This window comes from Streptomyces auratus (genome assembly GCF_050433025.1).
GTDB classification, from domain to species: Bacteria; Actinomycetota; Actinomycetes; order Streptomycetales; family Streptomycetaceae; genus Streptomyces; species Streptomyces sioyaensis.
The window spans coordinates 3,900,717-3,925,799 of sequence record NZ_JBNGCB010000003.1 but is presented as its reverse complement, the minus strand read 5'-3'; the positions used below and the strand labels follow the sequence as shown (position 1 = coordinate 3,925,799).

Annotated in this window: 16 protein-coding genes and 3 pseudogenes; 12 read left to right on the top strand and 7 right to left on the bottom strand. The window is 70.1% G+C overall.

The genetic code is table 11. The annotated features are described in order from the left end of the window. Window positions 1–21: 21 nt before the first annotated feature. Together BKA18_RS36280 and BKA18_RS36275 are read left to right on the top strand one after the other, a co-directional pair. Window positions 22–195 (top strand): annotated as a pseudogene (locus BKA18_RS36280) (hypothetical protein); the annotation flags it as partial. A 238-nt stretch (window positions 196–433) separates the two neighbouring features. Next, the gene (locus tag BKA18_RS36275) at window positions 434–3,454 is read left to right on the top strand and encodes a non-ribosomal peptide synthetase (RefSeq protein WP_366048043.1); all 3,021 of its coding nucleotides are present in this window, start codon (window positions 434–436) and stop codon (window positions 3,452–3,454) included. A 48-nt stretch (window positions 3,455–3,502) separates the two neighbouring features. Here BKA18_RS36275 and BKA18_RS36270 read toward each other — a convergent pair whose 3' ends face one another. Both BKA18_RS36270 and BKA18_RS36265 read right to left on the bottom strand, forming a co-directional pair. Beyond that, window positions 3,503–4,849 (bottom strand): serine hydrolase domain-containing protein, encoded by a 1,347-nt coding sequence (locus BKA18_RS36270; protein WP_366048044.1) that lies wholly within the window; start codon window positions 4,847–4,849, stop codon window positions 3,503–3,505. Next, entirely contained in the window at window positions 4,842–5,525 is a 684-nt protein-coding gene (locus BKA18_RS36265; protein WP_366048046.1) for a TetR/AcrR family transcriptional regulator, read from the bottom strand. The genes BKA18_RS36270 and BKA18_RS36265 overlap by 8 nt, the downstream gene beginning before the upstream one ends. Before the next feature lie 165 nt (window positions 5,526–5,690). On the opposite strand from BKA18_RS36265, the pseudogene BKA18_RS36260 reads away from it, so the two are divergent. Beyond that, window positions 5,691–6,230 (top strand): annotated as a pseudogene (locus BKA18_RS36260) (glycosyltransferase); the annotation flags it as partial. Window positions 6,231–6,395: 165 nt separating this feature from the next. On the opposite strand, the pseudogene BKA18_RS36255 reads toward BKA18_RS36260, so the two are convergent. The 3 genes and pseudogenes from BKA18_RS36255 to BKA18_RS36245 form a co-directional block, all read right to left on the bottom strand. Next, window positions 6,396–6,932, bottom strand: a pseudogene (locus tag BKA18_RS36255) (adenylyl-sulfate kinase); the annotation flags it as partial. A 1-nt stretch (window position 6,933) separates the two neighbouring features. Then, window positions 6,934–8,172, bottom strand: coding sequence for a sulfotransferase family protein (locus BKA18_RS36250; RefSeq protein WP_366048047.1), 1,239 nt, complete (start codon window positions 8,170–8,172; stop codon window positions 6,934–6,936). A gap of 316 nt (window positions 8,173–8,488) precedes the next feature. Next, entirely contained in the window at window positions 8,489–9,220 is a 732-nt protein-coding gene (locus tag BKA18_RS36245) for a VC0807 family protein (protein ID WP_366048048.1), read from the bottom strand. Window positions 9,221–9,625: 405 nt separating this feature from the next. On the opposite strand from BKA18_RS36245, the gene BKA18_RS36240 reads away from it, so the two are divergent. From BKA18_RS36240 to BKA18_RS36215, 6 genes are all read left to right on the top strand, one after another. Next, window positions 9,626–10,858, top strand: a complete 1,233-nt coding sequence (locus BKA18_RS36240; RefSeq protein WP_366048049.1) for a class I SAM-dependent methyltransferase — start codon at window positions 9,626–9,628, stop codon at window positions 10,856–10,858. 304 nt (window positions 10,859–11,162) lie between these two features. Continuing rightward, a complete protein-coding gene (locus BKA18_RS36235) occupies window positions 11,163–11,801 on the top strand; it encodes a dTDP-4-dehydrorhamnose 3,5-epimerase family protein (RefSeq protein ID WP_366048050.1) in 639 nt (212 codons plus the stop codon). Window positions 11,802–11,816: 15 nt separating this feature from the next. Then, window positions 11,817–12,797, top strand: coding sequence for an NAD-dependent epimerase/dehydratase family protein (locus tag BKA18_RS36230; RefSeq protein ID WP_366048051.1), 981 nt, complete (start codon window positions 11,817–11,819; stop codon window positions 12,795–12,797). A gap of 188 nt (window positions 12,798–12,985) precedes the next feature. Next, window positions 12,986–13,768: an ABC transporter ATP-binding protein gene (locus tag BKA18_RS36225; RefSeq protein WP_366048052.1), complete on the top strand. Its 783-nt coding sequence runs from the start codon at window positions 12,986–12,988 to the stop codon at window positions 13,766–13,768. Between the two features lie 121 nt (window positions 13,769–13,889). Further along, window positions 13,890–14,645: an ABC transporter permease gene (locus BKA18_RS36220; RefSeq protein WP_040902100.1), complete on the top strand. Its 756-nt coding sequence runs from the start codon at window positions 13,890–13,892 to the stop codon at window positions 14,643–14,645. 1,178 nt (window positions 14,646–15,823) lie between these two features. Then, window positions 15,824–16,318, top strand: coding sequence for a hypothetical protein (locus tag BKA18_RS36215; RefSeq protein ID WP_366048053.1), 495 nt, complete (start codon window positions 15,824–15,826; stop codon window positions 16,316–16,318). 73 nt (window positions 16,319–16,391) lie between these two features. Here the strand turns inward: BKA18_RS36215 and BKA18_RS36210 are convergent, their stop codons facing one another. Continuing rightward, window positions 16,392–17,318: a LysR family transcriptional regulator gene (locus BKA18_RS36210; protein ID WP_366048054.1), complete on the bottom strand. Its 927-nt coding sequence runs from the start codon at window positions 17,316–17,318 to the stop codon at window positions 16,392–16,394. Window positions 17,319–17,450: 132 nt separating this feature from the next. On the opposite strand from BKA18_RS36210, the gene BKA18_RS36205 reads away from it, so the two are divergent. Further along, a complete protein-coding gene (locus BKA18_RS36205; RefSeq protein ID WP_366048055.1) occupies window positions 17,451–18,710 on the top strand; it encodes an MFS transporter in 1,260 nt (419 codons plus the stop codon). A gap of 99 nt (window positions 18,711–18,809) precedes the next feature. Here the strand turns inward: BKA18_RS36205 and BKA18_RS36200 are convergent, their stop codons facing one another. Next, window positions 18,810–20,204, bottom strand: coding sequence for a cytochrome P450 (locus BKA18_RS36200; protein ID WP_366048056.1), 1,395 nt, complete (start codon window positions 20,202–20,204; stop codon window positions 18,810–18,812). A 358-nt stretch (window positions 20,205–20,562) separates the two neighbouring features. Here BKA18_RS36200 and BKA18_RS36195 point away from each other — a divergent pair, with 358 nt between their 5' ends. Together BKA18_RS36195 and BKA18_RS36190 are read left to right on the top strand one after the other, a co-directional pair. Further along, on the top strand, window positions 20,563–23,328 hold the full coding sequence (locus BKA18_RS36195; RefSeq protein ID WP_366048057.1) for a phosphoenolpyruvate synthase: 2,766 nt from the start codon (window positions 20,563–20,565) through the stop codon (window positions 23,326–23,328). After that, the gene (locus BKA18_RS36190; RefSeq protein ID WP_366048058.1) at window positions 23,329–24,984 is read left to right on the top strand and encodes a hypothetical protein; all 1,656 of its coding nucleotides are present in this window, start codon (window positions 23,329–23,331) and stop codon (window positions 24,982–24,984) included. The last annotated feature ends 99 nt before the right edge of the window (window positions 24,985–25,083 follow it).

The following is a 25,083-nucleotide window of genomic DNA, read 5'->3' as shown; positions in this document are numbered from 1 at the left end:
CGGTGCGGGGCGCCCACCGGAACCGTCACCGTCGCCATCACCGCGCGCACTCCACAGACCGTGCCGCCGGTCGGCGGGACGGCCATGACGTCGTTCAATCCGCTGTCCAAGGGGAGCCACGTCGTCACCGCCCAGTACAACGGCGACGTCGGCTTCGCCGCTTCCACCGGGAGCACTGTCCAGTCGGTGCCGTAAGGGCCGGTTCGATCGGCCACCACTCGCTGCCGCCGTCCGGCGCACGTCGGGCGCACGGCTGCCGCATGTCGGACCGAAGCGGATTCTTAGATTCCATAGTTCCCGGTTCGGCAAAAGCTAAGGGCTCCCCTAGTCGCCGAGGGCGCATGATGTGCGCCGACCGGCAGCATGGAGCCGGCTTTCTCCCCGGAGGCCAGGAATGCGTGACTCTTCCGAGTGTCAGCCCTACACCAGACCCTTGTCGGCCGAGGAATGGCTGTACGTGGGCATGGGCGGCCGGAACACCATTCAGCACGTCATCGAAGGCGACGGGACCCTGGATGCCGAGGAGCTCCGCACGGCGGTCGCGGCCGCCTCGACGGCGTGCCCGGGGACCCGGCTCAGACGGCAGGGGCGGCGTTGGGTGGACAGCGGGACCGCTCCCTTGGTGCACGTCCTGCCCGGCCCGTTCGACGGGCAGCTCCTGGACTCACCGGCGCTGCGCAAGCCGCTGAGTCCCTCGGGGCCGACCTGTGAAGTGCTGCTGTTTCCCGGGGATCCGGTCACCGTGGTCTTCCGGGCCTGTCATGCCGTGACCGATGCCCGGGGCCTGCTGCCCTGGGCTGTCGATGTGTTCCGGGTGCTGCGCGGTGAGCAGCCGCTGGGCGCGCCCGCGCGGTGGAACAGCGACGAGTTTCTGCGGCAGCTCGACCTGCCGGACGGGCTGCCGCCGATCCCGCAGGGCGTGGGGAAGCTGGCCTGGCCCTCCCCGCTGGGGCAGCTGCCGCGACGAGGGCGCGGGGTGCTCTGGCGGCGCCGGACCGTCGACGGCAGTCACCCGGCGATCACGGCCAAGGTGACCACCGCGCTCGCCGCGGAGTACGGACCGGAGGGCAGGGGGCAGTTCTTCGTTCCGGTCGATCTGCGCCGCCATGACGCGACGATCCGTTCCACGGCCTGGCTGTCCCAGGCGCTGGTGCTCGATGTCGCCCCCGGGGACGGCTGGGAGGAGACGCATCGCAGGATGCTCACCGCCCTGTCCGCGAAGGAGGAGCTGGCGCTGCGCACCGAACCCCGCCTGCTGCAGGCGCCGTTGCCGGTGCTGCGCCTGCTGTCGGCGGCGGTCGACCGTGCGGCCGTCCGCAAGGGCCGGTTCTCCGCCCTGGGCTTCGTCACGCATCTGGGCGCCTTCGATCTCCAGGACTTCAGCGCCGCCGGATTCCGGGCCAGGACGCTGTACACCCTGGGCGGTACCGGTCCCGGCAGCCCGCCGTCGATCGAGATGATGGAGAGCGCGGGCCACACCGAGATCACCTTGGCGTGGAAGGACGGCCCCGGCGTCGCGGAGCGCGCCGAGGCGCTGCTCGACCATGTCGAAGAGGCGCTGTCGCCCCGTGCGCACCGCCACTGGGCGGGCAATGACACCGCGCGAGCGCTGCCCACGGACGGTTCGGTGGTCCGGCTCTTCCGCGAGCAGGTCCGCCGGACGCCCGACCGGGTGGCGCTCAGCGGGCCGGAGGGGACGGTCACCTATGCCGAGCTGAGCCGCCGCGCGGATGCCGTGGCCGCCGAACTGGCCCGCCGCGGCGCCGGCCGGGGCAGCGTCGTCGCCCTGCTCGCCGGCCGGTCGGTGGCGGGGGTGGCGGGGCTGTGGGGGGTGCTGCGGGCCGGCGCCTGCTATCTGCCGGTGGATGCGCAGCATCCGGACATCCGTCTGGCCGGGCTGCTGGCCGATGCGGGGGCCGCGTACTGCCTGGTGGAGCGGCCGTACGAGCAGCGCGACTGCATACCGGACGGGTGTGTGCCGCTGGTGCTGGACGAGCTGATGGCCGCGGCGGCGGACCCGGAGCGTTCCGGCGCCGCGGGGGACGACGCATTCGAGGACGTCGAGGTGGCGCCGGACGACCTGGCCTACCTGATCTACACCTCGGGCTCGACGGGCCGGCCCAAGGGGGTGCAGATCGAGCACCGCAGCCTGCAGCACTATGTCCACTGGGCCACCAGGGAATTCGGAGTGGATGCCGAAACCCGCCTCCCGCTCCTGACCTCGCCGTCCTTCGATGTCTCGGGCACGTCCGTGTTCCTGCCCCTGCTGGCGGGCGGCGAAGTGATCCTGCTGCGTGACGAGCCCCATCACCTCTCGCTGCGCCGCCTGTTGGCGGAGTCGGGCGCCAATACGCTCAATCTGACGCCCTCCCATCTCGATCTGATCGGGCAACTGGACATGCGCCCGGCGGGGTTCCGCACCATCATCGTGATCGGTGAGCAGCTGCGGGTGGAGGTCGCGGCGCGGGCGCAGGAGATGTTCGGGGCCCAGTGCCGGATCGTCAACGAGTACGGGCCGACCGAGGCGACCATCGGGTGCACGGCGTACACCTTCCGTCCGGAGACGGATCTGAGCCGGGCCGTGGTGCCGATCGGGATGCCGGCCGACAACACCCAGGTGTTTCTGCTCGATGCACAGCGGCGGTTCGTCGCCCCCGGTGAGGTGGGCGAGATGTATCTCGGCGGGGCGCAGCTGGCCCGCGGCTACCGTGGCCGCCCGGACCTGGACCGGGAGCGCTTCCCCAGGCTGGCGGACGGCACCCGGGTCTACCGCACGGGCGATCTGGCCCGGGTCCTTCCCTCGGGCGGGCTGGAGTTCATCGGACGCATCGACAACCAGGTCAAGGTGCGGGGCCACCGGGTGGAGCCGGCGGAGGTGGCGCAGTGCCTGGAGGGCCACCCGGCGGCCGCCCGGGTCGTGGTGGTGGCCCGGGCCAGGCCCGGCCGACCGGGCAAGTCCCTGTACGCGTACGTACTGGCCCACGCGGAGGTGACCCCGAAGGAGTTGACCGCTTTCGCCGCCGAACGGCTCCCTCGTTACATGGTGCCGGCCGCGATCGTCCTCGTGCCGGAGCTGCCGTACACGGTCAGCGGCAAGATCGACGAGAAGGCCCTGCCGGACCCGTTCACCGAGGAGCCGGGCGCCGGGTCACCGCTCCGCGCGGAGGTGGCCGCGCCGGTGGATCCGGTGGAGGAGGCGGTGGCCCAGGTCTGGGCACGCACCCTGGGCGTGGAGCGCTGCCGCCTCGACGGGCAGGCGGACTTCCACCGGATGGGCGGTGACTCGCTGTCGCTGCTCGCGATGGTCGCGGGTGTCTGCCGTGAGGTGCTGGAGTCCGGCCGGGAAGAGGCGTTCATGGCCCAGCTCGCCACGATCATCAGCGAGCCGACGCTCGACCGGGTGGTCGCGCTCTCCCGCGCGGCGGCCACCGGGGACCGGCAGCCGCAGGTCTGAAAGCCCAAAAGAAGGTGCGGGTGCCCGTGGCGGCAAAGTAGGTAGCGGTCAGCCGGACTGAGCGATGGCACGCAGGGCGTCGAAGGTCTCCTGTTCGTCCTGCTGGTCCCCGTAGTCGCTGAGTTTCACTATGACGGTCCTGCTGACGGGGTCGACGTAGAGGTACTGGCCGTACACGCCGAGGGCGGAGTAGTCCTTGCCGTTGCCTCCGGCGGGGTGCCACCACTGGGCGGAGTAGCCCCAGCCGTCGACTTTGTGGGGTGCCGGGGTGGCGATGCGTGTGATCCATGCCAGGGGAATGATCTGTTTGCCCTGGGCGCTGCCGTTGTTCAGGACGAGCTGGCCGAGCTTGGCGTAGTCGCGCGCGGTGGCGTTGATGCAGCAGAACGCCTTCTCGTTGCCGTTGTCGTGGTCGAGGTTCCAGGTGGCGCTGTCCTGGGCTCCCATAGGTGCCCAGATGTTGTCCGCCAGAAGGTCGGACAGTGGTCGGCCTTCGACCTTGGCCAGGATCTGGCCGAGGAGTTCGGTGTCGATACTGCGGTAGGACCCGCGGCTGCCCGGCGGGAATCGCAGGGCGCGATGGTCGTGTGCGAAGGCGGGCAGGTCACGGGTGAGGTACATCCGGGCGGTACCGGTCAGCGGGTAGTGCTCGTTGTAGTTCTCCGGGACGTCGACGCCTGAGGTCATGTCCAGCAGGTTGCGCACGGTGATGGTGTCGTAGGCTCCGCCGGTCTTCAGCTGGGGCAGGAGGTCGACCAGGCGATCGTCCTCCCGGAGTCTGCCCTGCTCGATGGCTTGCCCGGCGAGCAGGGAGACCACCGACTTGGCGGCCGACCAGGAGGACAGGCGGGTGGTGGGGCCCACCCCGTCGCGGTACCACTCGTGGGCCAGCCGGCCGTCCTTGAGGACGAGGAAGGCATTGGTATGGGTGGTGGCCAAAAACTGCTCCGTTGGCACCCGCTCGCCCTTCCATGGCACGGTGGCAGGAAGCGGCTCGTCGTGGACGGGCAGGGGCGCCGGTGCGGCCGAGGCGCGGATGGTGCGGGTGGCGAACAGGTTTCCCTGCTGCGAGGGCTCGGTGGTCAACAGCTGGGCCAGCGTAGGCGGCGAGGGGATGTCGAGCAGCGCGGTGGCCAGGTAGGAGCCGGCCACCAGCACGCCCAACGCGACCGGCAGCGCGATCAGGGTGCGCCGTAGTGCGCGCCGTGCCCGCGGCCTCCCGGACCGCGAGGTGCCAGGGGTGCTGTCGGTCGGCGCGGACATCCAGGTGGCGGGGTCCGGGGCGGAAGCGGGCCGGGGCTTCACTGCCGGCTCAGGGCCGCTGCCCTGCGGGGCTTTGTGGTCGGTATCGACAGCCTCGTCGGCGGCTTCCGCGGCGGGGTGCCGGTCAGACATCGGCGTCCTTGGAGGCGGCGCGGGCGGTTGCGTCGACGGCCAGCCAGAACGCTTCCATCAGCGTCTGGAAGACGGCCTCGTCGTCCTGCGCGGCCAGGTGGGACAGATGCGTGGTGAGGGCCGGATAGCGCTCGGGGGAGATGGTGGCGTACGCCCCGGCCCAGGCATGCTCGTCAGCGGCGCGTACCTCCTGCGGGAGCGCGGCATACCCGGCACGCATGCCCGCGTATGCCAGCACGGTGTCGGCGAGCATCCGTTGGTATCGGGCCACGCTGCCCTGGTCCAGACCGATCTCCTCCAGCGCCGCGAGCATCGTCTCGATCGCGGCGAACTCCCCCGGGCCGCGGGTGGTCCGGCACGCGACGGCCGCACCGACGTAGGGGTGCGCCTCGAAGACCTCCACCAGGGAGCGGGCCAGCTCCTGCAGCATCTCCCGCGGCCCCAGGTCGTCGGGCACCCGCTCCACGGCCATGGCCAGCAGTCGGTCACCCACAGCCAGCAGCAGTGCGTCCCGGTCCGCGAAATGCCGCCACACCGCCGACCGGTCCACGCCCAGCTCCTCGCCCAGAGCCCGTCCGGTCAGCCCATCCGGTTCCGCTCGCGCCGCGATCCGCACGGCCGCCTCCACGATCAGCTCCGGCGACAACCGCACAGCCCGGCCTTTGCCCACTGTCATATCCGCCCCACGCTCCGAAATCATCGATGTTGTCATCAATGATGACACTGCTGGGACGGAATGGTCAACTCTGGTGCGGCCAGGAATTGTTGCCCGGGAGGGTGGCACGGCGGGCCGCCGCTTCGCGAAAGGCCGTCCGTCCACAGCGGACGGCAAAAGAAAAAGGCGCTGTACGGGGAGGCGCTCAACCGTCACCGGGCGGCGATCGGCCTGCCGCCGGTGGACAACGTCCGTGACCACGTCTTCACCGATCAGCCGTGGCTGGCGGCGGATCCGGTCCTGGGCCCGTGGCAGGAGATGACGGATCTCCACCTCGTGCCGACCGGGGCGTGGATCCTGCCGGACGAACGCCCGCTCCCGGAAGGTCTTGAGGCGTTCCTGGGCGCGGGTGAACCACCGGTGTACGTGGGCTTCGGCAGCATGGCCATGCACACCTCGAAGGACATCGCCCGGGTGGCCATCGACGCGGTCCGCGCACAGGGCCGTCGCGCGGTCGTGGCCCGTGGCTGGGCCGACCTGGCCCTGATCGACGACCGCGACGACTGCTTCGTCGTCGGCGAGGTCAACCAGCAGGCGCTGTTCGGGCGGGTGGCCGCCGTAGTGCACCACGGCGGTGCGGGCACCACGACGACGGCCGCCCGAGCCGGCGCACCTCAGGTGGTGGTGCCCCAGCTCGTGGACCAGCCGTACTGGGCCGCCCGGGTCCGCGTGAACCGCCCGGATCGTTGATCCAGGGACCGGCGGGCGACAGCACCGGCTTCCGGGGTCGTGCCGTCAGAGGTTCCAAGTCCCTTGACCGGCATGGGGATCGGGACCGGGATCGGGATCGAGCAGCCGTAGGTCCGAAGTCTCGTCGCAGCGGGAGCGCACCACGCCCTTGTCCGCCAGCAGGGCGTAGACGGCGGCCGCGGATTCCGCGACCGACATGTGGTGTGTGGCCAGGCGCAGGTCGGGCTCGGCCGGTGGCTCGTACGCGGCGCCCGCCGCCGTCGGGCCGGCGGCGGGCCCGGCCTCTTCCTGGGCGGATCGGCGCTTCGCGCAGACCGACTCCGGTGCGTCCAAGTGGACTTCCACGTACGGGGTTCCGGTCGCCTCATGGCGACGGCGCACGACGGCTCGGCTGTCCGCTCCGGGCGCGGTGGCGGACACCAGGGTGAGGAAGCCGTTGCGGGCCAGGACTTCGGCGGCGAGGCCGGTGCGCTCCGCGTGCCGGCCCGGGTCGTCCCGGGTGGGTCCGGTGGGCATCGTCGCGTGCCGGGCGTCGCCGTCGAGGAGTTCCACCCGGTGGCGCCGGGCGCGCAGGGTGCCGGCGAGGGCCCGCGCGACGGCGGTCTTGCCGGAGCCCGGCAGGCCGGTGAACCAGACCGTGGCGCCGGCGCATCCGCACCTGAGGCCGTCATCGTTCATGTCAGCGCTTCTCCTGCGGTACGTCGAAGCGGTCGTAGTAGAAGGCGAAGCGTTCTCTGAGTTCGCCGACGTTCAGGGCGAAGTCCTCGGCGGCGTAGCGGTGCCGGCCGCTGCGGTGCTTCTCGGCCGTGGCGTACTCGCGCATCGCCTTCTCGGTGACGTCGTCGAGTTCGCGGCCGGCCACCTCGTACACCCGGCTCACTTCGCGGATCGGGTCCTCGACGAGCGGGCGGAAGAGCACATCCACGACCTGGTGCTCGTGGCCGGCGCGGTCGCGCAGCGCGGCGCGCAGCGACCGCTCGATGACGTCGGCGGCGAACTTCCCGATCAGATGCGGGTTCGGGTGGTCGAAGTAGACCCTGGCACCGTAGGCGACCATGTTGCTGTAGGAGATCACCGAGGTCACCGGGTCCCGGTGGGTCTGCACCACCGTGGCGTCCCCGAAGGCCCCGAACAGCGGCACCAGCATTTCGGCGTGGCCGGGGGACTTCAGGACCCAGCGGTCTCCGGCCGGGCGGCTCCACTGGAGGAATTGCAGCATGCGCTTGAAGTAGCGGTAGCCCTCGGCGTGGTCGGCGGTGGTGTACCACTGGGCGTACGCGGGGACCAGCCCGATGTCCTCGTACATGGGTGAGCAATGGCTCAGCGACAGCAGGAGGTTGTCCTCTTCGGCCTCGTCGTGCACCAGCTCGTGCATCGAGGCCTGTTCGGGCAGGATCCGGTTGGTCATCCCGACCTCGACCCGGCTGGCCTTGATCCGGGGGTCGGGGTCCTTGCGGGGCGCGGTGAGATCACCGGCGGGCAGGGGGTGCGTCGATTCCCACAGCGGGAGGGAACGGGAGCGCTCGTCCCGGGCGATGAGCCGTTGCAGAAAGGTCGTGCCGGTGCGCGGGGCGCCGGTGATGAAGAGCGGTTCGGGTACCGGGGCGTCGAAGATCTCCGGGCGCCGCGCGGCCAGTTCCGCCAGTCGGAGCCGGATCGACAGGTTCTTGACCAGCTGGCTGTGGAGCATGAATCGGCCGTTCGCGCTCAGCTGGACTTCGTTGGTGAGCGAGTGGCACAGCAGGGCCAGCGGCTCCTCGAAGGCGCTGCCCGCGGCGGCGGCCGGCACCTTGGCCCTGAGGGCCGCCTTGCGCTTGAGCGCTTCGGGGTCCAGCGGCCACAGCCGCGGCGCCAGCGGCCCCAGCAGCCCGTTCATCGCCCTGAGCGGCCACGGCAGGCGCGGGTGTGCCAGGAACATGCCACGTGAGGTGAGCTCTTGACGTTGCGGAAGCGGCACGTGGGTCAGCATCAACTTCTCCCATGGCGGTGAACCGATCGCCGGTATTCTGGTCACGCGCTGTGCACACCCGGCAAGGTCGTTCAGGAATAACTAGGAATTCTTCTGGGTTTCGGGAATTCCCCGCACGGAGAAAGTCCAGGCGACATCCGGACGCACCGGAAGAGCGCTTTGGAAAAAGGCGTGGCAGCACAGCACAACACCCGGGAAGCCGGTCACGAGCCGTTCTGCTGCGTGATCGTCCACCCGGGTGCGGAAAGCTTCCCCTCGGCTCTTGTCAGGCCGTTCCGTCGTCCTTCGTGCCCGCGGAGGCCCGGGATCTGGCCGGCCGCCTCCCCCGTCCGGGGAAGAGCAGCTGGAACACACCGGTCTTGTGCAGGATGATGTGCGTGATCACCTGCAGCACGATGTAGGTCACGAAATACAGCGCACCATCGAGCGCCGGCACCGTATCGACGGACAGCGTGTACGCCATGATGACGCGAAGCGCCGCGTCGACGAGCAGCCCGCCTCCCCACAGCACGGTCAGGCCGCGCCAGATACCGCGGAATTGCGGATCGGCGTGCCAAAGCCCTTCCAGGGTCTCCGACTTGCCCGGGAGCAGGGTCTTCATCGCCCGGTAGGTGAACGGGCGGGAGGTGAACAGCGACCCGAGGATCCACAGCGCGATCAGGCCGGTGAACCAGCCGCCTCTGGCGAGGGCCAGGCGGGGGCTGCCGGAGATGAGGGAGCCGAGCCCGGCGAGCACGAGGATGGCGATGACGAAGAGGCCGACGCTGTCGACCCTGCGCTGTTTGACGATGGAGTATCCGGTGCTGAGTGCCGGCGCGGCGGCGCTGATCAGCAGCGCCACCAGTTCGCTGAAGCCCGCGCTGCGCAGCACGTAGTAGAGGCCCACGGGAAGGACGACATCACAGAGCAGGGTCACCGCGAAATGCCGGCGGGCTGCGGTCTGCTCACGTTGATTGCTGTCTTCTGTCAACTCGGTCTCGTCACGCAGTGCAGCCATCGCTGCTCCTTGACTCGTCTGTTGCTGCCCGTCCGTGCGGGATCGGACCACTCTCCGAAGAGTCTGCGCCACCAGAGCTCGATCGACCCTGACACCACGGCGAGTTGCATAGCTAAGCAAAAACTAGCACACGCAAGCAGACGGGGCGACCCTGCGCAGGGGTAGTGCGGTGGTGCGGTCGGGGCTCCCCGGGGCGCAGAGCTTGCCACCGGCTCCTGTGGAAAGTGGCCCCGGCATGCGGGTTCTGGAGCATTTTCCAGAATGCGCGCCGGAATCGGGAGGACCCGGGACTTCGGCATTAGGGTCACCGGCAGTTACCTGGCGGGGCTCGCCGCGCCTGGCGTGGGATCACGACGCCGGTTCCGATCCGGTCCAGCCGATGGTGGAACGCGACCTGGAGAATCCATGATCATCGAAGACTGCCGTATCTGCGGCAACCGCAACCTGCTGCCGGTCCTCGACCTGGGCCCGCAGGCTCTCACCGGCGTCTTTCCCCGCACCCGGGACGAGGCCGTCCCGACGGTCCCGCTCGAACTGATCAAGTGCTCGCCGGACGGCTGCGGCCTCGTCCAGCTCCGCCACACCGCCGACTTCGGGCTGATGTACAACGAGAACTACGGCTACCGCTCCGGGATACGCCCGTTCATGGTCCAGCATCTCCACGGCAAGGTCGCGGCGATCACCGACCTGGTCGACCTCGGCCCCGACGATCTGGTCCTGGACATCGGCAGCAATGACTCGACCCTGCTGCGCGGCTACCCCACGCCCGGCCCGACGCGGGTCGGCATCGACCCGACCGGGCCGAAGTTCCGCGAGCACTACCCGCCGGACGCCGAGCTGATCCCCGACTTCTTCTCCCGCGACCTGTTCACCGAACGCTTCGGCGCGCGCCGCGCCAAGGTGGTCACCTCCATCGCGATGTTCTACGACCTGCCGCGGCCGATGGCGTTCATGCAGGACGTGTACGACGTCCTCGACGACGACGGCATCTGGGTGATGGAGCAGAGCTATCTCCCGGCGATGATCGAGGGCACCGCCTACGACGTGGTGTGCCATGAGCACCTGGAGTACTACGCGCTGCGGCAGATCGAGTGGATGGCCGAGCGCGTCGGGTTCACCGTCCTCAAGGCCGAGCTCACCGAGGTCTACGGCGGCAGCCTCTGTGTCACCCTCGCCAAGCGGCCCGGCCGCTACCCCGTGGACGAGGCGGGGCTGGCCGCCGTCCGCGCCCGGGAGACCGCTCTCGGACTGGACACCATGGCCCCGTTCGAGGCGTTCGCCAAGCGCGTCCACGGCTATCGCGACGGCCTTCGTGACTTCCTCGACGAGTCGCGCAAGGCGGGCAAGGTGACCCTCGGGTACGGCGCTTCGACCAAGGGCAATGTCATCCTGCAGTTCTGCGGGCTGACCGAGGACGATCTGCCGTGCATCGGCGAGCCCAACGCGGACAAGTCCGGCTGCTTCACGCCCGGCACGGGCATCCCCATCGTGTCCGAGGAGGAAGCCAAGTCCCGGCGCCCCGACCAGCTGCTGGTGCTCCCCTGGATCTACCGGGAGGGCTTCATCGAGCGGGAGAGCGAGTTCCTGGCCGGTGGCGGCAAGCTGGTCTTCCCGCTGCCCGAACTCTCCGTCGTCTGACCGTGCCGCTTCCGCCCGACAGGGACCGTCCGGACCCGGCATTAGGGAATCTTCCACATGGGTCCCGCCCATACTGAGGCAGCCACAGCCGGGTCCGGCCCGTCCCTCCGGTCGGAGCACACGGACCGTGCGCGGTGCGGCGACGAGCTGCACCTGCCTGCGCAAGGCACAAACCTGATTCCGAACGTGGTGGGAGCGCGAAAACGTGAGTGACATGAGGCGCACCGAACCGATCCGGCCGCGGCGGCCCGGGGCGCGCCCCGCGGCGTCGTCCGCACACGACGCGACGGGCAGGTGATCCGTGATGCGTACCCGAGAGCTCGCCGTCGCCGGCGGCTTCGAGTTCACGCCCGACATCCACTCGGACCATCGCGGCCTGTTCGTCTCGCCGTTGCAGGACGAGGCGTTCGTCGCGGCGGTCGGCCACCGGTTCCCCGTGGCACAGACCAACCACAGCCGGTCGGCGCGAGGGGTGCTGCGCGGGCTGCACTTCACGGCCACTCCCCCGGGCCAGGCCAAGTACGTCTACTGCGCGCGGGGGCAGGCGCTGGACGCCGTCGTGGACATCCGGGTGGGGTCGCCCACCTTCGGCCGGTGGGACCTCGTCAAGATGGATGCGGAGTCCTTCCGGGCCGTGTACATCCCCGACGGGCTCGCCCATGCCTTTCTGGCACTTGAGGACGACACGGTCATGTCGTACCTCGTCAGCAGCGCCTACCAGGCCGAGCTGGAGCATGCGATCGACCCGCTCGACCCCGCGATCGGGCTGCCCTGGCCGTCCGAGGTGGAGTTCCGTCTCTCCGCGCGGGACACCGTCGCGCCCAGCCTGGCGGAGGCCGAGGCCCAGGGCATGCTCCCGAAGTACGCCGACTGCCTGTCGGCCGGGCCGGCCGGCGAACCGGCGGGGCACCCCGACCGGCCGGCGGTCCGGCTCGGTGACTGAGGAATATCCGGATCGGTGAGTGATGAGGAAGGTGCCGTGGCACCGTTGATGCCGTCTCCCGGCCCCGTCCGTGTCGCGGTGCTGGGGGCCACCGGTTGCATGGGCCGGCACCTGTGTGCCGCCTTCTCGGCCGAGGGGAACGAGGTCGTCGCGATCGCCCGCCGGTATGCGCCGCAGGTCGCCGCCCACCGGTTCCTGTCCCTCGATGTCGCGGGCAGCACCAGCGACGAGCTTGCCAGGGTGCTGACCCGTGAAGAGGTCGATGTGGTGGTCAATGCCACCCTCGGCTGGGGAGACGAACTGCACTACACCAACGTGCAGTTGGTGGACCGGCTGATCGGCGCGCTGGCGAAGCTGCCAGCCCCTCCCCGGCTGGTCCACCTCGGCACCATCCACGAGTACGGCCCGGTCCCCTTCGGGACGTCCATCCGCGAGGACACGGCACCCGCTCCGGAGAATCCCTACGCCAAGGCGAAGCTCACCGCCTCGCGGATGGTTCTCGACGCCGCCCGGGACGACGGCCTCGACGCCGTGGTCCTGCGGCTGGCCAACACCCTGGGGCCGCACCCCGCGCTGGAGAGTTTCTTCGGATCGCTGGCGGTCCGGCTCCGCGGGCCCGACGCGGCCACCGGCATCGAGCTGACGATCGCCGATGCCCGGCGTGATTACGTCGATGTCCGGGACGCCGTGGACGCCGTGGTCCGGGCGGCCCGGATGAAGCACGCCGACCCGCTGGTCAACATCGGCTGCGGCCGGGCCATGGACGTACGGACCCTGGTGGGCGAGCTCGTCGCGGCCGCCGGGCTGCCGGCGGAGACGATCCGCGAGCAGCGCGGTGAGGTGCGCAGCAGGGGGGCCGACTGGATCCAGGTGGACATCTCCCGTGCCGGACGCCTCCTGGGCTGGCACCCCCGGTTCACCATCGGGGAATCCATGCGGGCCATGTGGGAGACCGTGTGCGCGGACCAGCCGCTCCCGGCCCGGCACCTCGGCTGAGCTCGGCGGATGCGCCGCTTCCTGCGCGGCGGCGCAAACGCTAGGGATTTGCCAGGGAGTTCGTGCTCGGCGCGACGGAACTCGAAGAGTCTTGCTCAGCCATGTCAGAATATGCTCAAGCGAGCAAATCATTCGAGTGCGCGGTGAACGACCGGACGAGATGCGCATCCGCGAGGCAGGAGGCCGCCATGACCGCCCCGATCATCAGCGCCAAGGGGCTCGCCCGCACGTACACGACCAAGAAGGGCCCGGTCGAGGCGGTGCGGGGCATCGACCTGACCGTGGCCGCCGGGGAGATTCTCGGCTTCCTCGGCCCCAACGGCGCCGGCAAGACCACCACGATGCGCATGCTCACCACGCTGCTGCCCCCCACCGGGGGAAGCGCCACGGTCGCCGGGCACGATCTGGCGAGCGACCCGGCCGGGGTGCGCCGGCGTATCGGCTATGTGGCCCAGGCGAGCGGGGTCGACCCGGCCATCAGCGTGCGCGAGGAACTGGTCACCCAGGGCCGGCTGTACAGGCTCGGCAAGGCCGAGGCCAAGAACCGCGCACGGGAACTCGCCGAGGATCTCGACCTGGCCGATCTCCTCGACCGGCCCACCCGTGCGCTCTCCGGAGGCCAGCGGCGCCGCCTCGACATCGCCCTGGGCCTGACCCACCGGCCCGAGCTGCTGTTCCTCGACGAGCCGACGACCGGACTCGACCCCGGAAGCCGCTCCGACGTATGGGATCTGGTGCACCGCATCCGGGCCGAGGGCACCACGGTCTTTCTGACCACGCACTACCTCGACGAGGCGGACGTCCTCTCCGACCGGCTCATCGTCGTCGACGACGGCCTGGTCGCCGCCGAGGGCGCCCCGCAGGACCTGAAGCTGCGGTACGCGGGCTCGGAAACGGCCAGCCTGCGCGAAGCCTTCCTCGCCATCACGGGCCACCACACCCCCGCTCCCGAAGCCCCTGTCGCTGTCTGACCGCCCGCTCCCCCCGGAGGCTGACGTGCCGCACTCGTCCCCCGCCGCGTCCTCGGTGCCGACGGCATCCGAGCCCGCGGAGGTACCGTCCCGACGCCATGCGGCCAGGAAGAGTTCGGGCCTGGCCGACCTCGTGGCCGACACCCGCCTGATCCTCGGGCGTTATCTGCGGCAGACGCTGCGCGCCAAGATCGGCCTGGTGGTGGGCGTCCTCATGCCGCTGCTGGTGCTGTTCTTCTTCGGTCCCCTGCTGACACATGTACAGCTCGGTACGGGCGGTGACGCCTGGCAGACACTGGTGCCGGGACTGCTGGTGCAACTCGGCATGTTCAGCGCCGCCTTCGCCGGCATCGGCATTCTCATCGAGAAGCAGCACGGTGTGATCGAGCGGATGCAGGTCACCCCGGTCAGCCGGCTGGCGCTGCTCATGGGGCGGGTGCTGCGCGATGTGGTGCAGATGCTGGCCCAGTCGCTGCTGCTGGTGCTGGCGGGCATGGTCATGGGGCTGCGGGCCCCGGTGCTCGGCGTCCTCATCGGCTTTCTGTTCGTCGCCGCCCTCACGGTGGCGCTGGCCTCGCTGTCCTATGGGCTGGCCATGCGGCTGAACTCCCCCGAGGAGTTCGCCCCGGTGGTCAACACCATCAACCTGCCGGTCATGCTGCTCTCCGGCATCCTGCTGCCGATGTCGCTGGCGCCCCGGTGGCTCGACGTGGTGTCGCAACTCGTGCCGCTGCGCTACCTCGTGGAAGCGGTCCGGGCCGCGTTCCTCGGCCAGTACAGCAGCACCGCGATGATCCGGGGCGCGCTGGTCGCGGCGGTACTCGCCGCGATCTCGGTCTTCCTCGGCGCCCGGATCTTCCGCAAGGCGGGGGCGTAGGTGGGTTGGCCCGCAGGGAAGCGTCGTCATGCGGGCGGTATCAGGGTGATGAGGAATTCCTGGTCGCGGGCGCCCGAGCAGCGGATGGTGCCACTGGATCTGGACCAGGTTCTCGCCGACGGGTTCGACGTAAGTGCGCGGCGGGACGGCTTGTACACAGGCGTACTGGGCCGCGATGGCCGTGGCGTAGTGGTGCGTGCGGTCTCGTCCTTCGGTGACACATGGCCGTGGGGTGCGGGCGAGGTGGACCTGTGCCCAGCTGCCAACGGCCAGGATGGCCAGGCCCCCGCACCGAGTGGGTGGCGGTTGTCGTGCGCTGCGGTGCGTACAGGGCCGACAGCAGTGTCTGTACGCCCAGAGCCGCCCCGGCGCCGATCGCTGCGGCCGCAGGCGCAGGTGGCCGTACCGGTGTCCGGACCGCGGCTCACGGTCGACTTCGGCCGTGTCCGATGTCGCCTGCCCGTCGGTGCCGGGCGGGACGGGATCGGTACGGGGACCGGGGGGCTGCTGAGCCATGGCCAGGCGTCGGCGGGCGTCGAGCCACCGCTGGGCCTCGGCCGCACCGAGTCCGCAGGCGCGGGTGAACGCGGCGACGAACGGCTCGCGGGGGAGTGTGGCGCGCCCCAGAGCGGTCGCGATCGTGCTGGAGGCCAGCGTGTCCCCGCGCGCTGCGGCTTTCCCCTCCAACTGCCGCCAGGACAACCCGGAACCAGGTCCGCAGGGCACGCAACGTCGCGGTGAACTCCTCGGCAGTGCGGGCCCGTTCCGGCTGCGGTGCTCCCGGTGGCGGCTGGGCGCCGTTGCTGTCTCCCCCTTTACGGCCGGGCCTGCGGCCGGGAGCTTGGCCAGGGCCGGGGGCGCCTCGTCTCAGTTCACCGGACGCGGCTGACCGAACGCGGCCGGGAGGTGCGCGTGACGTGCGCCTGCGCCCCACATTCATGCGCGATAGATTGACGGTGTGGGACCGGACGCAGCCACTCTGACCTCACTGGCCGTCCTCGGTGGCGACCTGCGTCGGCGCATGGTCGAGTTGCGCGGCGCGCGCGGCGGCCGGTCACCCTATGCGGAAATCGCCGGAGACGAGACTGCGGGAAGTATCCCGGCGAACGGCACCACCTGCGACGATGCCCTCTGCCCCGCTTCGGATCGTCGTCACTGACAGGGATGCATCAGATCGCGTGATCCACGTGATGGATGCATCTGGAGTCGCCATGAACTCCATGACAACCACGGAAGCCGCCCTACGAGGGCTGGGTGTGTGTTGCGCCATCGGCAACGCGGTGCTGCATGCGCTCCTCATCCCCGACCACCTTGAGGAGAAGTTCTACATCGGCGTCCTCTTCGCCGTGGGCAGCGCCGTGATGCTGGCCGTGGCGGTCGGCCTTGGCACCATGAGGCGCCCGACGGCCGCGTGGGTGACAGGGACCGTCGTGAGCCTGGGAATGATCATCGGGTTCGCGCTGTCGCGCACCGTTGGCCTGCCCGACGGCTACTACGAGCCCGGCTGGGAGCCGCCATACGGGCTCCTCTCCTTGATCGCCGAAGGGTTGTTCGTCATCGCCTTCCTGGCGTGGCTCACGAGACGGGAGGGACCGCAGCGCATCCTCCGGCCACCGCGCATGCCGGGTCGTGAGCGGATCCACGCCCGACGGAGCGCTTCCGAACAGGATTGACGCACACGCTTCAGGGGACGCGCCCGCTCCAGGGGGCATGTCGTTGCTGCTGGGTGCGCAGCGGCCCTGCCCCCTACGCCCATGTCGGTGTCCAGCTCTCGGCGTCCGTGTGATGAAGCCGCCCGGAGCGGAGGTGGTCGCGGAGTGCGGCGAGTGTCGGGTGCGGGTTGTCGCGGTGCCATACCAGTGAGTGCGGGTAGACCGGTGTCGGATGACGCACGGCGATGCGGCGCAGGTCGTGGTCGGCAGGCCAGATGAGGCGGGTGTGCTCGCCGACGAAGGTCGCCAGTGTCCGGGAGTCGGCGAGGGTGTCCAGCAGGGGCTCGGTGCCGAAGTCGGGGCCGGTGATCTCGATGGTGAGCCCGAACGCGGCGGCGAGGTCACCGTAGAAGGCGGCCCACTCGGTTCCGGGAACAAGACCGGGCATCCAGATCCGGTGCCCGACGAGCTCGGCGGGCGTGACCACGCGGGCGGCGGCGAGCTCGTGGGCCGGTCCGGTGAGGAGCTGGACGGGCTCGTCCAAGACCCGGGCGGCCCCGATGTCGTCGGGGAGCTGCCGGCCGGGCATGGTGACGGCGCGGAAGGACGCGTCGATCGTGCCGGAGCGGATGGCGTCGACGGCCGCCTCGGCGTCGAAGAGGGTCACGACATCGAGCTCGGCCTCAGGGCACGCGCGATGGAAGTCGCCCAGTACGACAGCCGGGCCGAGCCGCCGGCCGATCACGTCCACACGCAGCGCGCGGCGGCCGGGACGAACGGAAGCCACTGCCCGCTCTTCGGCCCGCAGCAGAGCGCGGGCGTGCGGCAGGAACGCCTGACCGTCGATGGTGAGCTGCGTCCCTCGCCCGGTGCGGGTGAACAGCCGCACGCCGAGGATCTTCTCCAACGAGGCGATGCGCTTGGAGACACCCTGCTGGGTGATCGACAATTCCGTGGCGGCGTCCTGGAAGCGTCCCGCGTCCGCAGCGGCCACAAAGGTGCGCACAGCCTCGATATCCACACCGGTCACGCTACCGGCACAACGGACGGTTGTGCTTCCTGGCTGATCAGTTGTTTGATCTCGCCGTGTCCGACTCGCTTAGATGCGGGTGGCCAGCGCTGGTTGGTCGGTTCGGCGGGGGGGACGGTGGGCATGACGGGCAGGCGGGCGCTGGGGCGTCGGTTCGGGTGGTTGTGGGCGGCGTATGCGGTCAGCGCGTACGGTTCCGGACTCGGCTTCGGCGCGTTTCCCATGATCGCGGTGCTGGTGCTGCACTGCGGGCCGGCCCAGGTGGCGACGCTGGCTGCCGCCGGGCGGGCCGTGGGAGCCCTGGTCGCGGTGCCGCTCGGCCCCTGGGTGGAGTTCCGTCGCAAGCGGCCGGTCATGGTGGCGATGGACCTGACCCGGTTCGCGGTGTTGATGAGCGTGCCCGCCGCGTTCGCGCTCGGCCGGCTCAGCTTCGCCCAGCTCCTCCTCGTCTCCGTGGTCACCGCCGCGGCCGACATCGCCTTCAAGGCGGCCAGCGGCGCGTACCTGAAGGCGCTCGTGCCTCCGGAGGACCTGCTCGTCGCGAACAGCCGGTTCGAGTCCACGACATGGACCTCGACGACGGTCGGACCGCCGCTCGGCGGAGCCGCGATCGGATTGTTCGGCCCGGTGACGACCGTGGTGGCCGACGCGGTCAGCTATCTGCTCTCGGCGCTGGGCATCCGCGCCATCGGCGGGACGGAACCGCATCCCGCGCGGACCGGTGCGGCACGGCTGCGAGCAGGCGACCTGCTCACAGGATGGCGCCACATCCTCACCCACCCCGCGCTGCGCCCGCTGTTCTTCAACGCGATCGTGGTCAACGGCCTGATCATGGCCTCCCAGCCGCTGCTCGCCGTACTCCTGCTGGGCCCCCTCGGGTTCGCGCCCTGGCAGTACGGTCTCGTGTTCGCGGCCCCGTGCGTCGGCGGCCTGCTCGGCTCACGCCTGGCGCACCCACTCGTGGCGCGGTTCGGCCGGTACCGGGTGCTGCGCGCCGCCGGGCTGCTGCGCGCGCTCTGGCCACTCGGCCTGGCATTCGTCCGGCCCGGCGTCCCGGGGATCGTCCTGATCATCGTCGTGCAATTCGGCCTGGTGACCTGCTGCGGGCTGTTCAACCCGCTACTGGCGACCTACCGGCTCGACCACACCGCCCCCGACCGGGTCGCGCGCACCCTGGCGGCGTGGTCGGTCAGCAGCAGCGCCGCCATCGCGGCCCTGACCGCTCTATGGGGCCTGCTGGCCACCGTCACCGGCCCCCGTACCGCGATCGCCGCCGCGGGAGTCGTCCTCCTGGCCACCCCGCTGCTGCTCCCCCGCCGCGAGCACGCGTCCCAGGATGAGCTCAGTGGGGCCGGAGTGCCAGATGTTGTCGATCGCGTCTGAGGCTGTAGCCGCAGTCGGTTCTTGAGCCACCGGCGGATCGGGGCCAGGGGGTGCCGTCACATGATCCGCCGGGCAGGAACCCGGCCACTCGGTACGGGCCTATTCCGACGCGGCGGGGTGTACGGGGCACCCCGGCTCCTCGGTCAACGGCCTGCGACTGAGCGGCTGTTGGCGGGCCACGGCGACGGCGTGCTTCCCCGGGACGAGGGTGGCGTGCCACATTCGCTGGGTCTCCGGGGCGGGGTCGGTGGGTGTCAGCTCCACCCGCTGGAGAACCTCGCGAATGATCACCTTCATCTCCATCATGGCGAGTTGCGCGCCGACGCAGTAGCGGCGGCCACCCCCGAAGGGCAGGAAGGACTTCTGCGCCGCTTTGGCGCTCTCGTCGAGGAAACGCTCCGGCCGGAACTCCTGGGGCTCGGGATACACCTCGCTGTCCTGATGGATGAGCGAGAACATGGGGATGGCCGCCCATCCGGCCGGGATGTCGTATCCGCCGAGCCGCAGCGGCTTGTCCAGGAGACGCCCCGAGCCGTATATCACCGTGCGCAGCCGCAGCACTTCCTTGACGACCGCTTCGAGGTAGCGTTCGTCCTCTCCCCGCTCACACTCCTCCCGCAATCGCCCGAGTACCTCCGGGGAGCGGATCAGGCGCTCGAAGGCCCAGGAGAGGCCCGTCGCCGTGGTCTCCAGTCCGGCCTCCAGCAGGGTGATCAGCTCGTCGCGGATCTCCACGTCACTCATCGACCGGCCCTGTTCGTCCCGGGCCTGGAGCAACCGCCCCAGCACATCGGTGGCTTCGCGGTCCTCCTCGTCCCTGCGCCTGGCGATCTCGCCGAAGACCACGTGGTCCACTGCCGCGCTGGCCTTCATGGTGCGGGTCGTCGGCAGCAGCGGGAGGCGCATCGCCAGCGGTGACTTCTCCGCCCAGGCACGCAGTCGCGCGGGCATCAGAAACAGCGACGCGGAGCCGCTGGCTTTGGACAGGGCGAGGAGCGAGGCCCGCAGCCGTGCCTGCCGGTTGACGTCGCGGACCCCGAAGACCAGCCGCAGGGTGACCTCCAGCGTGATGGCCTGCATGCGTTCCTGCAGCGCGAAGGGCGTGCCGAGCGGCCACTTCCGGATGTCCTCGGCGGCGATCTCGGCGATCAGATCGGGGTAGCTCGCGAGGGACCGGCCGTGCAGGGTCGGGCTCAGCAGCTTGCGGTGGCGCCACCACGGCTCGCCGTCGTTCGTGAACAGCGAATACTTCCCGAGCCACGGCACATATCCCGCGCGCAGTGCGCCGGCCCGACTGCCGTCGCCGTCCGTGCGGTAGATCTCCGCGGCGAGTTCCGCGGTGGAAACCACCACCTGGGGCGGAAAGCCGAGCAGCTTCATACGGAACACCGGACCGTGGCGCCGCCGTAGCGATTCCACATACCGGACCGGATCACGCATCTGCAGGGTCTGCAGGAAGGCGGGCTGCCGCGAGCCGGGAGGAAGATGGGGCATCGATTTTCTCCAGTCGTCCAGCGTCTGCTCAGTTCTCCGGCGTTTGTGCCGGAGCGGCCACGGGATTCCTGACCACCGGGGATTCGCCACCGGCCGGGGAGAACGAGGAGTGCGGGGGCAGGAATCGGGGCGGGAGCACTGACAGGAGTCGTAGCGTCCACCCAGCAGGCTACTTCCCCGCGAATCATCGATGACTAGGGAAACTGACAGCGATCCAGGGGAACTTGCGGTGAACGCTAGGGGAACTGATAGACGTGGATAGCGCTCTGAATGCGCGTGGATTCCGGCGGTACGGTGAACCCTCGCCATTCCCGAGCGGGGTGGCATTCACGACGGGTGCCCGAAGGGCAGGGATCGGATGCGAACCATAGTCGACGACAGTCCTCCGGATGAGGCCGAGAGGCTGGCGGGCGGCAAGGGGAAGAACCTCTATCAACTGTCCAGGAACGGACTCCACGTTCCCCGGTGGGCAGTCGTGGGCCTCGATGTCTTCGAGGAATTCATCGCCTCGCTCGACGCGGCGGGACGCATCGAGAATCTGCTCGCCGAGGTCACCCGGGACAACGTGAGCCGAATCTCCGGGCAGCTGGCGGAGTTCATCGAGTCGGGGGAATGGAGCGACGAGGCCGCGGCGGCTGTCGAAGACGCGTATACGCATGTGGGGCGCTCCCGGGTCGCGGTGCGCTCCTCCGGTGTCGAGGAGGACGGCTCGGAGCTCTCCTTCGCCGGGCAGTTCGCCACATTCCTCAATGTGTCCGGGCTCGCCGAGGTGAAAGCGCACGTCAAGAGGTGCTGGGCGTCCGCGTTCTCCGAGCGGTCGCTGCAGTACCGGCTGCGCCACGGGCTGCCGCTGCGCGGCGCGGGCATCGCCGTTGTCGTGCAGGACATGGTGGATTCCGAGCGCAGCGGCGTCATGTTCACCGCCCACCCGGTGACCGGCGACCGGCGGCAGTATGTGATCAGTTCGGTGTACGGGCTCGGAGAGGGGCTGGTCTCGGGCGCGGTGGACGCCGACACCGTCGTTCTCGACGCGGCGACGGGCGCGGTGCACGACACCGTGCTCGGCGACAAGCAGGAGCGTTACCACTCGGACGATACGGGTTGCGGATATCGGGTCAGCGAAGTGCTGCCGGCCGAACGGGAGAAGCTGTCGCTCGAACCGAAGGACGTGGCACGGCTGCATGAAGCCGGGGCGCGTATCGCCGCGGTCTTCGACACTCCGCAGGACATCGAGTGGGCCTTCAAAGACGATGTGTTGTGGATTTTGCAGGCCCGTCCCATCACTGCGCTGCCGAATGCGGTCCAGCCGCCGGAGGCCGAGTGCGGGCCGAGCGAGGGCGAAGCCCGGATATGGGACAACGCCAACATCATCGAAAGCTTCTCCGGGATCGTCTCACCGCTGACCTACAGCTTCGCGGCCCATGTCTACGGCAAGGTCTACGACTATTACGCCCGAGGGCTCCGGGTCCCGCACACCGCGCTGCGCGAAATGGAGGAATGGACTCCGCAAATGCTCGGCTATTTCCATGGCCGGGTGTACTACAACTTGCTCAACTGGTACCGGATGGTGCGGATCGCGCCCCTCTACACACTCAACAGGAAAGTCCTGGAGAGAGCGATCGGCGTCGAGGAACCGCTCGACGACGAAACGGCCGAGTCGCTCTACCCGTACACCTTCTCCTCGTCCCTGCGCGGCCGGCTGTCCCGCGCGGTGACGGTAGCCGCGTTCGTGCGCCGCTTCCTCACCATGAACCGCTCCGTCGAGCGGTTCATGGCCTACTTCTACAAGGCGTACGAGGAGTTCGACAACGTCGACTACGACGCCATGGAGGGCCAGGACGTCTACCGGCGTTTCCGCGCTCTGGAAAAGGACCTGTTGGAGAAGTGGGGTCCGATGCAGACGCTGGACGCGGCGATCCTGTGGTCCATCGGCGGGCTCGCCCTGCTGCACCGGCGCTGGCTGCCGAACGCCCCCGAGTGGCTCACGTGGAGCGCCGCCAGTCCCGGCCCCCAGGTGGAGTCGATCGAACCCGCCCGTGCGCTGGCGGACCTCGCCCTCGCCGTCCGCGACGATGCCGAACTGGGCCGCATCATCCAGGAAACCCCGGCCGCGGACACCTATCAGGCGCTGCGCAAGGGCGGCCATACCGCGTTCCTGGCGTCGGTGGACGCGTACATCGCCGCGTACGGCTACCGCAGTCTCGACGAGCTCAAGCTCGAAGTACCCGATCTGCGGGAGGAGCCGTCCAGCCTGTTCGCCATGGTGCGCGCCGCACTGCCCGAGGTGAACGCCCCTCCCGGTGAGAAGGCCGACGCCTATCTGGACGCACACCTTCGCGGGCCGCGCCGACTGCTCTACAACGTCGTCCGCCGCAAGGCACAAAGCTCCCTGTACAACCGGGAGCGGTTGAGGTTCTGCCGCACCCGCGCCTTCGGCTCGGCGAAGCGGATGCTGCGCGCCATGGGGCGCGATCTCGCCCGGATGCGAGCGATCGACCACGGGAACGACGTGTTCTTCCTCCGCCTGGAGGAGTTGCGCGGCGCCTATGAGAGCACCACCGCGCACACCGATCTGCGCAGCCTCGTGGAGCTGCGCAAGCGGCAACGGGGCGAGGACGAGCAGTTGTCCGCGCCATCCCGGTTCACCACGCGTGGGGCCGCCTACTGGCGGGGCAATCTGGAGCAGGCCGGCTTTGTGCGGGGCACCGCGGCACCCACCGGCGTCCGGGAGTTGCGCGGCACCCCGTCCTGCCCCGGTGTGGTGGAGGCCCGCGCCGTGGTCACGGACACCCCCGTGGAGGTGGACGGCGGTGTGCTGGTGACCTACCGCACGGATCCGGGCTGGGTGGCCGCGCTGCCGTCCGCTTCGGCACTCGTCATCGAACGGGGCAGCCCGCTGACGCATGTGGCGATCGTCGCCCGTGAGCTCGGCATTCCGACGGTCGTCCAGGTCAAGGGCGCGGTCACGGAGATCGCGACGGGGATGCGGCTGAGGCTGGACGGAGGCACGGGGGCCATCACGTTGCTGGAGAACACCCCGGCCGGGACGGACGGCACGGCGGAAACAGCGCACACGAAGGACGCACAGAGCGCGATGCGCCCACGTCACGACCGGGAGGCCTGAGTGATCCTCAGCGAGGACCATCTGCAGAACCTGTTCGACAAGACCCTTCCGCACCTCCACGCCGCGGCCAACTGCGGTGTGGTACTTGAGGGTTCGATCGCCGAGGGCTTCGGCAACTCCTCGTCCGACATCGACTTCCTGCTGATCGCCGACAGCGATGCGGATCTGCCCACCATGCCGTCGCTCTTGTTCCTGGACGGGCGACGGGTCGAGGTCCGGACCCGCTCCGTGCGGCAGTTGGCGGAGCAGTTCTCCGCGGTCACGACGGCCGCGCAGGGCGACCCGGGCGCGGTCCCGGAGGATCTGCTGAACCGCTGTCAGCGGCTGCTGCGCAGCTTCCCGCTGCGCAATCCGGAGCTGGTCGCGAAGGTGAAGGGGCTGATGTCCTTCGACGACTTCCAGGCCACGGCGCGGGAGTGGTGGGCGCACCACGCGCGCCAGTCGATGCGGTACGCGCTCGTCCTGCGGGAACTCGGCCAGGAAGAGGAGGCCGCGGCATGGACCGAAGCCGGGCTGCTGCAGGCCGTGAAGTCGTGGGCGGCGGGACGGGGCGAAACCTACCTGGAGCCGAAGTGGCTGCCTCTGCAATTGGACCGTCTCGGTGATCACCCGCTGTCCGCCCGGTACCGGACGCTCGCTTCGCTGGACGCGTCCGGTCTCGCCCCCGCCACCTACCTCACCGAGGGCGCGCGGCTCCTGGCCGATCTGGGGGTGGCGGGCGCCGCGCCCGGTTCCGAGCAGATCACCGTGGCCCGGGCCGACGGGGTGACCACGTGGCAGACCGGCGACCGTGTGCACGTCGTACGCGGCAAACAGGACGTGTTCGTCCTCGGTGACCAGGCGGCGCGGGCCTGGCGTTCCCTCGTCTTCGGCCGGCCCCTGAACGGGGTACTGGCCGCGGCGGACGCGTCAGGAGCACCGCACGCGGGCCCGCTGATCGCCCGGTTCCTCCGCTTCGGCCTGGTGAAGGCGGCGTGGAAGGGCGACGGCCCGATCGTGCCCGCCATGCCGCTCGCCGCCCCTGCGGGTGCCGTCACTCCGCCGCCGAGCACCGCGCAGCCCCTCGTCGCCGTGGGCGGGGCGGTGGTCGGCGATGCGGAGGCCATCGCTCTCGTGCCCGTGCCGGCCCGCCGTTTCAGCGCCGCCGCGATGATCCTGGTGTGGTCCAACGTGCTGGTGGAGAACGCCCGCGAGGACCTGGTCGGCGCCCTGGACCGCGAGCAGTGGAGCGTGGCCGAGCTCAGCGCCCGAAGGATGCTGCGGTTCGCGCTGCGCGGGCTGCTCAGCGCGTACGGCGTCAACCCGCTGCCGCCGGACTCCGAGGTCGTCCGCGCGCTGTCCCTCCTTCCGGCGGGGGCCCACACCGACGGGATCCGCGCGGAGGCCCGGCGCCTCGAAACGCTCACGATCGACTCCGTCGCTCAGGGCAGCGCGGCGCTCACCGCACTGGACGGCTTTGTCGCACTGATCCGGCAGGCGACGGGGGCGCACAGCTTCCCGTCCTCCTTCGGCTCCTCGGACGGATGGCGGCAGACCTTGGAGATCGGCTACGACTGGCTGCGTCTCGGCGCATATCTCGACGCGGACCTGCCCCTCGACGAGGCGAGCGATCTGCTGGCCAGCGGGGGTGCGCAGCCGCATGTGGCCACCACCTGACGCTGCGAAAGGGACGTTGACGTCACGCACCAGCACACCCCGTGAACGAGGACGAGGCGCCAAGCACGGTGTCCGCGCACGTCGGCGCGAGGGCGCCCG